Raw genomic sequence first — 15,371 nt, forward strand, 5'->3', positions numbered from 1 at the left:
GGGTTCAGTCCTCCAGCACCTTCAGCTCACCGGCCAGCCAGGGCAGGCGGTGCACCGCCGGGTCAATCATATGGCCCTGCACCAGCCGCCGCATCGTCTGCGCCACGTCGCGCGGCACCCGGTCGGCCCAATCGGCACTGGAAAACAGCGAAATTCGCCGCGAAAACGCCCCAAAGGGCAGCGGAAAGGCCTCGATCTCATCATGGAACCGGCCAGCCCGCATATAGCCCAGCGGCGTGGTGATCGCCCAGCCGATCCGCCGCGCCACCAGCGCCATCAGCGACAGATGCGAGCCGATTTCGAACCGTTCCTCAAACAGCAGCTTCTGGCGCGCCAGATGGGCCTCGATCTGTTGCGAAATCAGCTGGCTGCTCTCATAGCGCAGAAACGGCAGGGCGCTGAGGATATCCATCTCCGCCTCCGGTTTGCGCAGCATCCCGCGCGGCGCCACCAGCATGAAGGGATCGCGCACCAGCGGGTATTCGGTGATCCCCTCGCGCAGCGCGCCTGAGGTGGCCGCCACGGCAATATGCAGCTCGCGCGCATCCAGTGCGTCCAGAATGTCGTGGCTGCCTGCGGTGATCATCTTGAAACGGCAGTTGACCAGGCTCTCGGCCAGCGTGGTGGCCAGACGCGGGGTCAGATCATTGTCGAAATCATCAATCAGACCGATGGACAGCGTCGACAGGTGGTTGAGGTCAACCACGCTCAATTCGCTCTGCGCCAGACGCAGCTCGGTCAGCACCGCCTCCGTCCGCGCCAGGAAATTGCGCCCGGCCGGGGTCAGCACCATCGGACGGCGGCCGTGATTGACCAGCTCCGCCCCCAGCGCGCTTTCCAGATTGCGCAACTGCTGGCTGACCGCAGGCTGGCTCAGCCCGGTGAGCGCGGCCGTCTGTGCCACCGACCCGGTCTTGGCCAGCGCTTCGAACACCTCAAGCCCGCGCAGCGTCACCCCTTTCATCAACATATCTGCGGTCCTGCCTGATGGTGCGGGCGCCGTTCTGCGTCCCGTCGATGGGAAAGGGGAGGGGCGATGCGCATCGTCTGCTCAGCTGCGGTCCGTGATAGCCTCTGCCTGCGGGGCGTCTTATCCGATGTCACCCGGTGTCATTCGGGCGCCGGGTTGGACGTGATTAACCCACCCCGCCGCAGCGGATCAGCTACAGACCCGGGCTGCGTTTTCACCGAAGGATTTGTACCGTTTCCACAGCCGCTCGTCCGAGCTGCGGCTCGACTGGCGCACGACTTGGGCCTGATGCGGATCGCTGAACCATTTCGACACGGTCTTGCGTTCGCTGCGGTTGAGGCTGGCATTGGCCACCGACTGAATGCAGCGGCAGAGTGACGGCGAGGCTGCGGCGCGGTTGGACTGGCGGCAGGCCTTCTCGATGGCGCCGGCGTCGACGGGGGCAGGCATCGCACCGGTGATCATCACAGCGCATAGCGTGGCAGTCAGCAGTAGCTTCATCTTCATTGTCCCTAGAAATCTGCAAGTGCTCTGATCTGAACGGGTCTGATGCCCGCGTGTGCCAGGACTATGACGCAAGCGGCGGAGGCTTTCAATCTAGGTAAACAGCTGGTTAGCCCTCGGCGGAAACCCGCCAACGGGCGAGAGGGCCTCCGCCGCGGCCCGGGCACAGCCCAGCCGCCGCCGCGCCCATCGGGCGCCGGCCCCTCTGGTGATCTGCTATGGCGATGCGGCCCTGTCCGACAGTCCGGCCCCCCGTTCGGGCAGCTGTTCGACCGAGCGGCCAGCGGGCGCAGGTCAGGACTGATTTGGCCCGCGCAGGGACAGGATCATCTGGCGGACCGACTTCCAGTCCTCGGCCTCGGCGGTTTTGCCAGCCTCCTGACAACGCCGCATTTTCTGCGCCACTTCGGCCTCGGCCTTGTCCCCATGCGCTGAATAGAGCGCTCGGGCATATTCGGCAGTTCTGATGGCATCCATTTCGGTGTCCTCCTGAGCAGTGGGATCCCCCGCAGCGGGGGCGCGCGTCTCGCGGAATGGCCGCAGTATAGCGTATTTTCGACCCGCCCGCAGGAGGCCAGACGAATTTGCGGCGTTTTGGCGGTGTGGGGAGGGCAGGCGCGGTTTGGCCTTGGGACTGGGGGTGGCCTGTTCAGCCTATTGAAGCGTTTTGACGAATGCCCCAATGGCTTTGACAACCGATTGAACGCCTTCGGTTTGCGCCGTGACGGTGACGGCTGTTGCCCTTGCGGTCCATTTGGCACCTGCCTTGGCCAATTCCTTGGTTCCCTCGCGGATCATGCCGTCCGCAACGGATCCGCAGTAGGCCGCCATGCGCAGGGAAATCTCCCAGAGAGTCTTGGCGATCTTTTTCAGCAGCGAAGGGGATGGCGACGGTTTCGCGATCTCCTCCTCCAGCTCCTCAATCTGTTTCCAAATCAACGCCAGGTCCGTTTGAAAAGCACGCGCCGGAGCATCCTCCAGCGGTGGCCCGCCATTGTCGCCGATCAGAGCGGCTGCGGGTGTGTTTTGAACGGCTGTCAGTTGCTCCTTGAGGTTTGCAATTTCCTGTTCCAGCTCGAACAGGCTGCGGATGCGCTCAATCTCGGCAGCGACAGCTTCGGGGCCTGCCTCCCAGATCGCATCGCCGATCAGGGCAACCCGGCGTTGCAGGTCCCAATCAAGGGGTTTGCCGTCGAGGAAGCCTTGGTACCACTCGCGCCAGAAACCAATAGCGGAACACTCGAGCACTAACTTCACTTGTTCAGGGAATGTGTGCTGGTCTGGAAAAAGCGTTTCATCGAACAGTTCGGTTGAAAGCACGTCTATGTCGGGCGAGTTGAGCACACGCTCTCTATCAAGATTCTCCGCAGCTGCGAACAAATCGTTGAGGGCTATATTCAAGATACCGTTTGGAGATGTGTGCTGCAGCGTGTCGAGATATTTTTCGAGCGCAACCTGATTGTGGTCGTTGGCCTTACCCTCGAAATGCACAAGCCAGTGGACGATAGAGTGCTGTAATTTGGTCTGGTTGTCCTCGCCAATGATCATGCCGAACTCACCGGTAGCAGGGTCTTCAATGGTGAGGTCATGCGCGTCAATCTGCAGTTCCGAAACTCGCAGTTTTCGGACGAGCCGCAGGTCTCTTGGGAAATGTATGCAGCAACCCATCGTGAGAATAGCTCGCATCAAACGATCGAAGGTTCTCGCCTCAGGTAGATCATGCCGCAATAAGAAAATAGCCCTTAGCGTTTGCCGGAACAATTCCAACGCGTGGTCAGGTGGTTGGCTATCGTTGGCGGAAGCCTCGATTATCTCCTCAAACGTCCTGTTACCTGAGCTCATCAATCCACCTTGACCAAACCCTAAAACCAAATCATATCCCCTTGCATGACAGACCTCGCTCACATCCGCAATTTCTCCATCGTCGCCCATATCGACCATGGCAAATCCACTCTCGCTGACCGGCTCATTCAGGAGACCGGAACGGTTGAGGACCGCGATATGAAGGAGCAGCTGCTCGACTCCATGGATATCGAGCGCGAGCGCGGCATCACCATCAAGGCCAACACCGTCCGCATCGACTACAAGGCCGATGATGGCGAGACCTATGTCCTGAACCTGATCGACACCCCCGGTCACGTCGATTTCGCCTATGAGGTCTCCCGCTCCATGCGCGCGGTCGAAGGCTCGCTTCTGGTGGTCGACAGCTCGCAAGGGGTCGAGGCGCAGACGCTGGCCAATGTCTATCACGCGCTGGACGCCGACCATGAAATCGTGCCGGTCCTGAACAAGATCGACCTGCCGGCCTCTGACTGTGACCGCGTCGCCGAACAGATCGAGGATGTGATCGGCATCGACGCCTCCGAGGCGATCCGGGTTTCCGCAAAGACAGGGCAGGGCATCCGCGAGACGCTCGAAGCCATCGTGAAGAAACTCCCCGCGCCAACCGGCACCCGCGACGCGCCGCTGAAGGCGATGCTGGTGGACAGCTGGTATGACGCCTATCTCGGTGTGATCGTTCTGGTCCGCATCATGGACGGCGTCCTGAAAAAGGGCATGCGGGTCAAATTCATGTCGAACGGCACCCTGCATCACGTCGACCGCATCGGCGTGTTCCGCCCGGCCATGCAGGTGGTGGACCAGCTGGAACCGGGCGAGATCGGCTTCCTCACCGCATCCATCAAACAGGTGCGCGACACCCGCGTTGGCGACACCATCACCAATGACCGCAACGGCACCGAGGTCGCCCTGCCGGGCTTTAAACCGGCACAGCCCGTGGTGTTCTGCGGTCTCTTCCCGGTGGATTCCTCCGAGTTCGAAGACCTGCGCGACGCCATCGACAAGCTGGCGCTGAATGACGCGTCCTTCTCCTTTGAAATGGAAACCTCCGCGGCCCTCGGCTTTGGCTTCCGCTGCGGCTTCCTTGGTCTGTTGCACCTTGAGGTGATCCGCGACCGGATCGAACGCGAATATAATATCGAACTCATCACCACCGCGCCCTCCGTGGTCTACCATGTCTACATGAAGGGCAAGGAAGGCGTTGAGGGCGAGATGATCGAGCTGCACAACCCCGCCGACATGCCCGATATGTCCAAGGTCGACCACCTTGAGGAGCCGCGCATCAAGGCGACCATTCTGGTGCCCGATGAATACCTCGGCGATGTGCTGAAGCTCTGCCAGGACCGTCGCGGCATTCAGGAAGACCTGACCTACGCCGGCTCCCGCGCCATGGTGGTCTATGACCTGCCGCTCAACGAGGTGGTGTTCGACTTCTACGACCGGTTGAAATCGGTGACCAAGGGCTATGCCTCCTTCGACTACCAGATGACCGGCTACCGCGAGGACAATCTGGTCAAGATGTCGGTGCTGGTCAACGACGAGCCGGTGGATGCGCTGTCGATGATGGTGCACCGCGACCGGGCTGAATTGCGGGGCCGCGCCATGTGCGAAAAGCTCAAGGACCTGATCCCGCGCCACATGTTCAAGATCCCGATCCAGGCCGCCATCGGCGGCAAGGTGATCGCGCGCGAGACCCTCTCGGCGCTCCGCAAGGACGTGACCGCCAAATGCTACGGCGGCGACGCCACCCGGAAGCGCAAGCTCCTGGACAAGCAGAAAGCGGGCAAGAAGAAGATGCGCCAGTTCGGCAAGGTGGATATTCCCCAGGAAGCTTTCATCTCGGCGTTGAAGATGGATAGTTGACCTTTTGGCCGCCTCAAGGCGGCCTTATTTTTTGTTGATTTCAATATTGGAACTTTGTTTTGGGGAAGTATGTTATTTCGGTGCCGTATGGACGAATTGAGGCAAAGTCCTTTCGCTCTCTTATCGCTCGTTGTAGGGAGGAGCGCGACCATTGGGTAGCCTTTGATTTCGTCCAGCCAATCGACTTTTCCAGAGAGGCGGGAACGCAAACATTCGCAGGGGCGCAAGCAAACTTTTGCAAGAGGATGTCATCTGTCTGGGAGAATGTCTTCGAAAACCTAAGCCTATATGATGCTCAGTCATTTGCACAGAGCAGTGGTGAGATTATCAGTGAAATTGAGGCGATCCCAGAGCTGCCACCGTATTCACAGTCGCATTTAGGTCGAACGATCAAATCTTGGTTTGATGGGGGGAACAAAGAGGGGGCAATGGCTTTGCTCTACGCCTTTGCCACCAAAAGAAGTAACAACGCGAATTTTACCTCTGGTGGCCATCGAAACCACGAGTTCTACAACGCGTTCTCGCTTTCATTGTTTCACTCAATTATTGCCCAAGGTGATGTGCTTGTGGTGCCGACTGAGGCTGCACTTAGAGATGAAAAAATTGCTGAAGAAGTTTCGGAAGAGCTAGGGGTGCTCTCGGACAAAGTTAAATACGAGATTAGTAGACGCGAGCGTGAAACTGCTGCCTTCGAAAAGAAAGTTGCGGCAAAGGTTAAGCAGCTTCACTCAAAGTACCTGCAAGATTGCAAACGTGCCAAAGACTTAGAGAGAAGTGCATTCCATGCGCGTGAGAAAAAGGAAGAAAAGGCACTTGAAAGCCGAAAAGAAAGCTTTGAGAACTTGCGACAACTCTACGAAGCGCAACTTCGATTAAAGCACCCTGCCACAATGTGGGAGGAGCGGCGTAGAGAACATCAGAGAAATTCAGCTAACGCGTGGAAGTTGTTCATTGGGGGAGCTCTCACTTTCTTTGCGCTTGATGTATTGTTTGTCTACTATGCGGGTGATTGGGTTGCGGCGAGTTTTGTCAGGAGCGGATGTATTCTAGGTAGTGAAGCGGTGTGCAGTGGGATCTCGGCTAAAGGACCATTGGTCATAGCTGTCGTTCTAACTGTTCTGACACTAGCACTCTGGTTTCTTAGATTGCAGATGAAACTCTTTCTGAGCGAACGGCACTTAGCCCTGGATGCCCGCGAAAGAAGTGCATTTGCGGAAACGTATCTTTCGTTGGTCCAGCAAGAGGCAATTTCCGGAGAGCGAGAAGTCGTTGTCCTGCAGTCATTGTTTCGCCCTACGCAGGATGGCATCATACAAGATGATAATGGCCCTGATTTCGCTGTTGCCGGAATTTTGGCGAGGGCACTGGAGCGAGGCAAGTAGACTGGATTTCTTGGTATATGAGCGCTGTTAGCATGAATCGAGCTCAACAGAAGAAAATTATTGCTGATTTTGACTTCCAGGCGTGGCAAATGAAACGTGCCCATCCAATCTCCCGCCCGGTCGCCAGACCGGGCAGCGCCCGACCCGCCCCCCAGGGCGGGCGCTTCGCACCCACCCTCGGGCCGGGCGCCGCCCTCCGCGTGCTGATCGAACCTTTATTGATATCCGGGGTTCTGGAATGCTGGCGCTCAATTAGGGGAGGCTGATATTCCCGCATTCGGGCAGGCTCGCCCTGCGACCTTCGGCCAACCGCCGCTCCTCTCCAATCCCCATGCGCCACTCTCCGCCCATCCGCGGCGTCTGCGCACCAACCCGCTGAAAACGCACCCGTTCCGTGCTATCCTCCACCCCGTTCATCTGGGGAGGAGGACACCATGAAACAGCTGACTTTGGCCGCCGCGATCACCCTCTTGGCGTCGCCGCTTCTGGCCGGGCAGTGCCCTGCCGATATTGCCGCCATCGACGCGGCTCTGGCCGCGGGCACCGAACTGTCGGAGGCGGATCTGGCAACCGTTCAGGAACTGCGCGACGAGGGGCAGAGCCTGCATGACGCGGGCGATCATGATGCCTCGGTTCAGACCCTGGCCGAGGCCAAGGCGATGCTCGGCATCTGAGGCCCCGCAGGCCAAACAAAAACGCCCGGCGGCAAACCGGGCGTTTCCACATCTTTCGCATCCCGTCGTCAGAAGCTGTTCTGCACGTCCTGTGCGGCGCCGCTGATGGCTTGGCCGGCTTTGGAAATGTCGCGGCCGGCGCCTTTGGTGGTTTCGCAGGCGGTCAGGCCAAACAGCGCACCCGTCAGGGCGAGGGCGGTCAGGGCGGTTCGGATCATCGCATGTCTCCCGTGGTCGATCTTGCCCAACAGATAGCAAGCGCGCGGCGCGCGTTCCAGTGGTTTGCGGGGCGATATATCGGCGGCATTTTCACGACCGCCGCCGCTCCGACCGCCCGTCGCCCGCGCCGACCCCATCCCCCATATCCGGTGAGTACCACTTTCGGTCAAAACCGCATAGGTTGAGTCGGGTCGATCAATTTTCGTCAGCACAACCTGTCACCGATCCGGGGAGGATTTCTCAATGAACCACGCCGCTCAGAAAGACATACTGACACATCTTCGCAATGGCCTGCCTGCCGTTGGCGCCGCTTTCGCGGATGCCGCGGGCAACGTCGTACCGATGACGCCGCGCCGCGCCAGCCCGGCAGTCGCGCAGCCGTCGGAGGCGCTGCTCAGCCGCAAATGGCTGGAACTGCGCCGGGATATCGACTGCGCTCTGGCCCGGCTTGACGAAGGCTCCTATGGCTACTGCCAGATCTGTGGTGATCGCATCACCGACAGCCACCTGCGCGAGCATCCGACCACGCCGTTCTGCGCCTCCTGCGCAGGCTAGCCGCTCGCGCCGGCGATACAGGCCGGAGATGCAGGCCGGAAATGCAGGCCGGGTACCTCCAACCGAGCCCGCATTCCCCCGCCTCCGCAAGTTTGCGTTTACGAGTACCCCCGTTCCCCTGTGGACCCGCAGCAGGTCTCCGTGCTGCATCCCAACTCGCCCGCGCCTCCACGCGGGCGCTTTTCTTTCGCGGTTTTCTTTGTCGGTCCGCTCGCCTAAAGCAGGGGCAACCCTGTCCTGAAGGAGCTTTGCCGATGTCCTGCGCCCTATGTGCCGCCGAAACGCCGCTTGTCACCCATGAGATCGCTGGCGCCCCCGAGGGCCAGCTGGACGAGGTTGCCATCTGCCAGACCTGCGCTGCGCAGGTGACGGGCGATCCGGATCCGGCACATATGCGCTGCCTGTCCTCGGCGATGTGGTCAGAAACGCCTGCGGTTCAGGTGCTGGCGGCCCGTCTGCTGGCGCGGTTGTCGGATCAGGACTGGGCGCGGGATCTCTCCGATCAGCTCTGGCTCGACGAGGACACGCGCGCCTGGGTCGATGCGGCACCTCAGCCCGGCGCCCACCGCGACAGCAATGGCGCGCCGCTGGCCCATGGCGACAGCGTGGTGCTGATCAAGGATCTGCCGGTGAAGGGCGCAGGCTTTACCGCCAAACGTGGCACCGCCGTGCGCAATATCTCCCTTGTTGCCGACAACCCCGAACATATCGAAGGCCGGGTCGAGGGGCAGCGCATCGTCATCCTGACCAAATTCGTGAAAAAGAAATAGGCGTCTCACCCGCCACAACGCAGCAGAAATGCGCGCCCGCCCGTTGCCGCCCTGTCCCGGATGTGGCACAACCACAGCAACTGACTGAACAGATGAGTTTAGCATATGACTGACTTTGCCGAACGTCGCCGCATGATGGTCGACACGCAGATCCGCCCGTCGGATGTCACCAAGTTCCCGATCATCGAAGCCATGCTGGCCGTGCCGCGCGAAGCCTTTGTTGCCGATGCGCAGCGCGAGGCGGCTTATGCCGATGGCAATCTGGATATCGGACCCGGTCGGGTGCTGCTGGAGCCGCGCACCCTGGGCAAGATCCTGGATGCGGTTGACGTGCAGCCGGATGAGCTGGTGCTCGATGTGGCCTGCGGTCTGGGCTATTCCACCGCGGTGATCGCGCGGGTGGCGCAGATGGTGATCGGCGTCGAGGAAGACGAGACCCTGGCGAGCGAAGCGCAGGGCCAGCTGTCGGCCGTTGGCGCCGACAATGCGATCGTGCACACCGGTGCGCTGGTCGAGGGCGCCGCAGAACACGGCCCCTATGATGTCATGATCGTCGAGGGGGGGGTGGAAACCCTGCCGGAGGCGCTGCTGGATCAGCTGAAGGATGGCGGCCGGATGGCAGCAATCTTCATGTCCGGTCCGCTGGGAGAGGTCAAAGTCGGCTATAAGACCGGCGGCCAGATCTCCTGGCGTCTGGCCTTTAATGCGGGCGCCCCGGTGCTGCCCGGTTTTGCGGCTGTTGAAGAATTCGCTCTCTGATCCGTCAGAGAGTTCACAGGTGATCCGCGCTGACCTTGGTCCGGGCGGATCGTGACAGATCGGCGCCTGAGACCCCTGTGCGCCAGAGAGAGCAGAACGGCACTGCCGCGTCGGTAGGCCGGATCACAAGAGGCTTAAGATGCGCAATAAACTGACGGCAAACCTGGTTAAGGCCTTCGTCTTCGCAGGAAGCGCGGCATTGCTGCTGGGTGCTCCGAAACAGGCTGCTGCCGACAATCTCTCGGATGCGATGATCGGCGCCTACAAGACCAGCGGCCTGCTGGAACAGAACCGCGCTCTGCTGCGCGCGCAGGACGAAAACGTTGCCGCCGCAGTGGCGCGCCTGCGTCCGGTGGTCGACTGGGTTGCCCGGGCAGAGCGTCAGTATGTGCGCAATGGCAATGGCACCATTGCCAGCTCCAACCATGATTCGACCCTGTCTACCGGCATCGATGTCAGCTGGCTGCTGTTTGACAACGGGGTCTCCCGGCTCAGCCAGCTCGCCGCGCAGGAGACCGTTCTGGCGACGCGGCAGGCCTTGCTCGACGTTGAACAGCAGGTGCTTTTTGCCGCCGTCCAGGCCTATGTGAACGTGCTGCTGCAACAGGAGACCGTGGCGCTGCGCAGCAACAACCTGCGGCTGCTGCGCGAGGAACTGCGCGCCGCCAATGACCGCTTTGAAGTGGGCGAAGTCACCCGGACCGATGTGGCTCTGGCCGAAAGCCGCGTGGCCGGCGCGCAGGCCAGCCTGATCGAAAGCCAGGGCGACCTGCGCAATGCCCGTGCGACCTATGTTCAGGCTGTCGGCAATGCGCCGGGGACGATTGCAGGCCAGCCGCCGCTGCCGCAGCGCGTGGCCTCGCTGCAATCGGCAGAAGCCATCGCGATGCGCAATCACCCCAGCCTGCTGTCGCAGCAACACGCGGTAAAGGCTGCGGATTACGCCTCGCAGAGCAACACCCGCAACCTCGGGCCATCGGTCACATTGCGAGCCAATGCCACCCATGCCTCTGACGCCAGCGGGCCGGGGACGCGCGACACCTCCGGCGCCAGCGTGACGCTGTCACAGCGGCTCTATTCCGGCGGCTCTCTGGCCTCGGCGCGCCGTGCCAGCATTGCCCGTCTTCAGGCCGAACGCGGTGCCCTGATCACCACCCAGCGCGGCGTGACACAGGATGTATCGGCGGCCTTTGTGGCACTGGAAACCGCGCGCGCCAGCCTGGTGTCCTCGAATGAGCGCGTCCGCGCCGCGCGGGTCGCCTTTGACGGTGTCCGCGAGGAGGCAACGCTGGGCGCGCGAACCACGCTCGACGTGCTCGAAGCCGAGCAGGAGCTGCTGAACGCCCAGACCGACCGCGTGCAGTCCCGCGCCAATCAGGTGCTGGCGGCCTATGCGCTGTTGCAGGCGCAGGGGCTTCTGACCGCAGAACACCTTGGTTTGGCTGTCGAAATCTACGATCCGACGCTCTATTACAATCTGGTCAAGGATGCGCCGGCCCATGTCAGCCAGCGCAGCAAGGATCTGGACCGCGTGATGCGCGCTCTGGGCAAGAACTGAGGCCTCGCAGAGCGCTCGACCGGGGGTCCGCAGCGGCGGGCCTCCTTAAAAACCGTTTAATTCACACGGTTGTCTGAACCGGGACAGATCGCTACACTCAGCCTCAAGAGGCGAGAGTGATAAGCAAAAATGTCCGAACCGGTTACCCAAGCTGAAATTGAAGACGTCCTGTCATCGATCCGCCGTCTGGTGAGCGAGGACAGTCGCACGGCTGATCCCCGGCTTGGCAAGGGGGGCGAGGTGGCATTGGCCGCCCAGATCGCCCAGCCGCAGCGGATCCACCGCAACACGGGCGTGCAGCCGAAAACGGACACCGCCAACAGCAGTCAGCCGGTAACACGGCTGGTTCTGACACCGGCCCTGCGCGTCCCTGAGAGCAAGCTTGCGCCCATCGCCGATACGCCGACTGCCGATACATTCGTGGCTGACAGGCCGATCACCCAGGATGCCAAGGACGCGGACACCGCACCGGTTTCGCAGCAGGCCTCTGATGCCGCGACATCCGGCAAGGCGCGTTTCGAGGCGCTGATGGCCGTTGATGCGATTGAGTTCTGGGATGAGCCGCAGGACCGTATCGCGCAGGGGCTGGCGCTGCATGACAATGATCCCGGCCATGAGGATCTGGCGTTTTTCAACGGTATCGCCGCCGCAACCGCCGCTGATGCCGCCAAGGCTGCCGCTGATGCGGCCAAGCCCGCGCCGCAACCGGCTGCTGCTGCGCGCAGCGCCGACGCGCCCTGGACCGACCCCTCTGCCACGCTCTATCAGGCGGCGGCCACCACCGGCCACGCACCTGAGCACGGGCCCGAACACGCACCCGAACGCCGGCCCGAGACAGAGGCGCCAGCGGTTGTGGTGAAGCCTCATGCCCAGCTGAACCCGAAGGTGGGCGCCGTGGTACAGAAACTGGCCGAGATGGAGGCTGCAAACTCAGCCCGCCCCGTGCTCTGGGAGCCGGATGGCTCCCGCGATACGCCCTATGCCGGCAGCGATCTGGAGACCCTCGCCTGGGAGGATCAGGACAGTGACGCGGAGGCCGCTGAGGAGGTTCAGCTGGCTGCTTCGGCACCGCAGGCCGAGACCCCGGAGGAGAATCAGATCGCAGAACCGGAGGCGGGGATAGAGGCTGATAGCTCGCACCGCGAGGCGCAGGAGACGCCCGTCAGCGAAGACCCGGAAGAGATCACGGAGGAGGTCACGGAGGGCGCAGTTGCGGCGCAGGCCCCTGACAGTCCCCCCGTCGATCATCGCGATCTGGCCGAAACCGCTGTCACCGACACCGCGCTGGAGGCGCTGGCGGGGTTCAGCGCCGACGAGGGCATTCTGGATGAACAGGCCCTGCGCGAGCTGGTCTCTGAAATCGTCCGCGAGGAGTTGCAGGGCGCCCTGGGTGAGCGGATCACCCGCAACGTGCGCAAACTGGTGCGCCGCGAGATCCACCGCGCCCTGTCGGCCCAGAACCTGCTCTGATCAGATCCCAACCGATCCACTGGCGCGCGTCTCTGGCGACACCATAGCTGCGCTCATCGCGCCTATGCGACCCGAACCGGTTCGGCCAGCGCCAGCAGCGCGTCCAGATCCATGCAGTCCTCCAGATGGGCCGCCAGCGCATCCAGCGTGGCCTCGACCCCGTCGTCATAGCCTGCAACGCTCTCATGCCCCAGACCAGATAGGACCGACGCCCGGAACGCATCCGAGCTGAACAGACCATGCAGATATGAGCCGCGCACGCGCCCATCCGGCGATACGGCCCCTTCCAGACGGCCCTCAATGCTGAGCCAGGCGCGGGCGCAATCCGCGCCATCGGTGCGGCCCATGTGGATCTCGTAACCGCTAACCGGCAGATTGCCGTCGCGGGTCACCGCTTCGGTCAGCGTCACCCGCTTTTCGCCCGCCATCACGGTATGCACATCCAGCAGGCCCAGCCCGGCCACCTTGCCCGGTCGGCCATCGACACCATCAGGATCATCAATTGTCTGCCCCAGCATCTGGTAGCCGCCGCAGAGCCCCATCACATGGCCGCCGCGCCGGTAATGCGCCAGGATATCAATGTCCCAGCCCTGCGCCCGCAGATAGGTGAGATCGCCAATGGTGGATTTGCTGCCGGGGATCAGAACCAGATCCGCGTCGCCGGGCAGGGCGCGCCCGGCGGGCACGATCTCAACCGTGACATTGGGCTCTGCCGCCAGCGGGTCGAGGTCGTCGAAATTCGCCATCCGCTCCAGCTGCGGCACCACGATCTTGCAGGCGCCCCCCCGGTGCGAGGCGATGTCCATCATGTCCTCGGCCGGCAGTTTCCAGGCCTCCCAGAACCAGGGGATCACCCCCAGCGACGGCCAGCCGGTGCGTGCGGCGATATCATCGCGACCGGCATCAAACAGGCTGCGGTCGCCGCGGAACCGGTTGACGGCAAAGCCCTTGATCCGCGCCAGATCCTGCGGCTCCAGCACCGTATGGGTGCCGACGATCTGTGCAATCACGCCGCCCCGGTGAATGTCGCCCACCAGCACCACCGGCACATCCGCCGCGCAGGCAAATCCCATATTGGCGATATCACCCCGGCGCAGGTTGGTCTCCGCCGGGGATCCGGCGCCCTCGATCAGGACCAGATCGACATCCGCCGCCAACCTGCGAAAGCTCTCCAAGGCGGCCTCCAGCAGGCCGGTCTTGTCGCGCATGAAGGAGCCTGCCGCCTGGGTGCCGCGCCGCTTGCCCTGTACGATCACCTGCGCGCCGGTCTCCGTCTCCGGTTTCAGCAGCACGGGGTTCATATCGGTGTGAGGCGGGCGCATCGCGGCCCGTGCCTGCAACGCCTGCGCGCGGCCGATCTCACCGCCCTCGGGCGTGACCGCGGCATTGTTGGACATGTTCTGCGGTTTGAATGGCGCCACTGACAGGCCCCGGCGCACAAAGGCACGCGCCAGCCCCGCGACAATCATTGATTTGCCGACATTGCTGCCGGTGCCTTGGATCATGATGGCCCGTGCTGTCATGGCCGCCTCTTTCCCGCTGTTGCTGGTGTGATCTGTCACCTGTCAGCCATGGCGGATTTTTCGGGCCATGAAAAGCCCGGCGAGCGGCCGATTTCGCCATGAAACCGCCATCGCAAAAGAAAAAACGCGCCCCCCAGGACGCGCTTTTCTTTGACGGTTAACTGTCCGTCAGACTGGCAGGTCTGATCAGGCCGCTTCGGCCTGTGCCGCGTTGCGGCGTTCGCTCTCTTCGCGCGACAGTGCAACAGAGGTACGGACACCCCGGCCCACAAATTCCATCAGGCCGCCGACCACACGTTCGTTCGGGTCGATGCCTGCACAGCTCAGCACTTCGCGCCCGTCGCGCGACCGTGCCCACCGAGCGATCTGCTCGGGGCCGTTACCGTATTTCTTGTCATCAGCAATCGCATCGTCCAGCGCAGCCAATACCACCGCCGCAAACAGCTTGCGTGCCCGGTTGCCTTGCTCGTTGTTATATGCGGTGCCGTCAACGAAATCTCGCATCGTGCTTCCTTTTTGTTCTTGCTATTGCAATTTCGGCGTAGCGCTCCTTATGGCGGAATTGTGACGATTCGGATAGCCTTCATACGCATATCTTTTATGCGCAATTTGCATGGCTCCCCGGTCCCTCACACGACATATCGTTGTCTTGCCAGCCGACTCCCTGCCAGATATAGGGGCGGTTAACAGTTCATCAACCACCCGAGAGGGATTTTTGTCATGCCCAAAATCAACGGTAACGAGATCCGCCCCGGCAATGTTCTCGAACACAACGGCGGTCTGTGGGCCGCTGTCAAAGTCGATCACGTGAAGCCCGGCAAGGGCGGCGCCTTTGCCCAGGTCGAGATGCGCAACCTGCGCAACGGCTCCAAACTGAACGAGCGGTTCCGCTCCGCCGACAAGGTCGAAAAGGTCCGTCTGGAACAGAAGGACCAGCAGTTCCTCTATGAGAGCGACGGCATGCTGGTGTTCATGGATGCCGAAACCTATGAGCAGATCGAGCTGCCCGCCGATCTGCTGGGCGATCGCCGCCCGTTCCTTCAGGACGGCATGACCATCGTTGTGGAATTCCATGAATCCGAGGCGCTGAACGCAACGCTGCCGCAGAAAGTCACCTGCAAGATTGTCGAGACCGAGCCGGTGGTCAAAGGTCAGACCGCTGCCAACTCCTTCAAGCCTGCGATCCTGGACAATGGCGTCAAGGTCATGGTGCCGCCCTTTGTCGGTCAGGATGAGATGATCGTCGTCAATACCGAGACCATGGAATATTCTGAGCGCGCCTAAG

The 15,371-nt window shown here is 61.9% G+C and carries 16 protein-coding genes; 9 read left to right on the forward strand and 7 right to left on the reverse strand.

All coding sequences use genetic code 11. From position 1 onward, the window contains the following. Positions 1-4: 4 nt before the first annotated feature. The 4 genes from VWZ87_RS11910 to VWZ87_RS11925 form a co-directional block, all read right to left on the reverse strand. A complete protein-coding gene (locus tag VWZ87_RS11910; RefSeq protein WP_416535035.1) occupies positions 5-970 on the reverse strand; it encodes a LysR family transcriptional regulator in 966 nt (321 codons plus the stop codon). A 189-nt stretch (positions 971-1,159) separates the two neighbouring features. Next, positions 1,160-1,471 carry a hypothetical protein gene (locus VWZ87_RS11915; protein WP_340546163.1) on the reverse strand — a complete coding sequence of 104 codons (312 nt, stop codon included), beginning with the start codon at positions 1,469-1,471 and terminating at the stop codon, positions 1,160-1,162. Between the two features lie 297 nt (positions 1,472-1,768). Continuing rightward, the gene (locus VWZ87_RS11920; RefSeq protein WP_027246833.1) at positions 1,769-1,951 is read right to left on the reverse strand and encodes a hypothetical protein; all 183 of its coding nucleotides are present in this window, start codon (positions 1,949-1,951) and stop codon (positions 1,769-1,771) included. Between the two features lie 177 nt (positions 1,952-2,128). After that, positions 2,129-3,415 (reverse strand): hypothetical protein, encoded by a 1,287-nt coding sequence (locus VWZ87_RS11925; RefSeq protein WP_416535036.1) that lies wholly within the window; start codon positions 3,413-3,415, stop codon positions 2,129-2,131. Between VWZ87_RS11925 and lepA the strand changes: the two genes are divergently transcribed. The 3 genes from lepA (at position 3,362) to VWZ87_RS11940 (ending at position 7,232) form a co-directional block, all read left to right on the forward strand. Then, positions 3,362-5,176, forward strand: coding sequence for a translation elongation factor 4 (gene lepA, locus VWZ87_RS11930; RefSeq protein ID WP_340546161.1), 1,815 nt, complete (start codon positions 3,362-3,364; stop codon positions 5,174-5,176). The genes VWZ87_RS11925 and lepA overlap by 54 nt on opposite strands. A gap of 428 nt (positions 5,177-5,604) precedes the next feature. After that, the gene (locus VWZ87_RS11935; protein WP_416535037.1) at positions 5,605-6,558 is read left to right on the forward strand and encodes a DUF6161 domain-containing protein; all 954 of its coding nucleotides are present in this window, start codon (positions 5,605-5,607) and stop codon (positions 6,556-6,558) included. 434 nt (positions 6,559-6,992) lie between these two features. Next, positions 6,993-7,232: a hypothetical protein gene (locus VWZ87_RS11940; RefSeq protein ID WP_416535038.1), complete on the forward strand. Its 240-nt coding sequence runs from the start codon at positions 6,993-6,995 to the stop codon at positions 7,230-7,232. A 68-nt stretch (positions 7,233-7,300) separates the two neighbouring features. Here the strand turns inward: VWZ87_RS11940 and VWZ87_RS11945 are convergent, their stop codons facing one another. Next, a complete protein-coding gene (locus VWZ87_RS11945) occupies positions 7,301-7,450 on the reverse strand; it encodes an entericidin A/B family lipoprotein (RefSeq protein ID WP_340546158.1) in 150 nt (49 codons plus the stop codon). A 244-nt stretch (positions 7,451-7,694) separates the two neighbouring features. Here VWZ87_RS11945 and VWZ87_RS11950 point away from each other — a divergent pair, with 244 nt between their 5' ends. The 5 genes from VWZ87_RS11950 (at position 7,695) to VWZ87_RS11970 (ending at position 12,563) form a co-directional block, all read left to right on the forward strand. Beyond that, positions 7,695-8,006 (forward strand): TraR/DksA family transcriptional regulator, encoded by a 312-nt coding sequence (locus VWZ87_RS11950; protein ID WP_416535039.1) that lies wholly within the window; start codon positions 7,695-7,697, stop codon positions 8,004-8,006. A 254-nt stretch (positions 8,007-8,260) separates the two neighbouring features. Continuing rightward, positions 8,261-8,776 (forward strand): PhnA domain-containing protein, encoded by a 516-nt coding sequence (locus VWZ87_RS11955; RefSeq protein WP_416535040.1) that lies wholly within the window; start codon positions 8,261-8,263, stop codon positions 8,774-8,776. A gap of 105 nt (positions 8,777-8,881) precedes the next feature. Beyond that, positions 8,882-9,535, forward strand: a complete 654-nt coding sequence (locus VWZ87_RS11960) for a protein-L-isoaspartate O-methyltransferase family protein (RefSeq protein ID WP_340546155.1) — start codon at positions 8,882-8,884, stop codon at positions 9,533-9,535. A 139-nt stretch (positions 9,536-9,674) separates the two neighbouring features. After that, positions 9,675-11,093, forward strand: a complete 1,419-nt coding sequence (locus VWZ87_RS11965) for a TolC family outer membrane protein (RefSeq protein ID WP_340546154.1) — start codon at positions 9,675-9,677, stop codon at positions 11,091-11,093. 129 nt (positions 11,094-11,222) lie between these two features. After that, the gene (locus tag VWZ87_RS11970; protein WP_416535041.1) at positions 11,223-12,563 is read left to right on the forward strand and encodes a hypothetical protein; all 1,341 of its coding nucleotides are present in this window, start codon (positions 11,223-11,225) and stop codon (positions 12,561-12,563) included. 62 nt (positions 12,564-12,625) lie between these two features. On the opposite strand, the gene VWZ87_RS11975 is transcribed toward VWZ87_RS11970, so the two are convergent. Next, the gene (locus VWZ87_RS11975; protein ID WP_416535042.1) at positions 12,626-14,086 is read right to left on the reverse strand and encodes a cobyric acid synthase; all 1,461 of its coding nucleotides are present in this window, start codon (positions 14,084-14,086) and stop codon (positions 12,626-12,628) included. A 186-nt stretch (positions 14,087-14,272) separates the two neighbouring features. Next, the gene (locus VWZ87_RS11980; protein WP_008207990.1) at positions 14,273-14,590 is read right to left on the reverse strand and encodes a DUF6280 family protein; all 318 of its coding nucleotides are present in this window, start codon (positions 14,588-14,590) and stop codon (positions 14,273-14,275) included. A gap of 216 nt (positions 14,591-14,806) precedes the next feature. Between VWZ87_RS11980 and efp the strand changes: the two genes are divergently transcribed. Continuing rightward, complete coding sequence (gene efp / locus VWZ87_RS11985) at positions 14,807-15,370, forward strand: elongation factor P (protein WP_340546151.1); 564 nt, start codon at positions 14,807-14,809, stop codon at positions 15,368-15,370. Position 15,371 lies beyond the last annotated feature (1 nt).

Source organism: Phaeobacter sp. JH20_37 (genome assembly GCF_048056015.1).
Lineage (GTDB): Bacteria > Pseudomonadota > Alphaproteobacteria > Rhodobacterales > Rhodobacteraceae > Phaeobacter > Phaeobacter bryozoorum.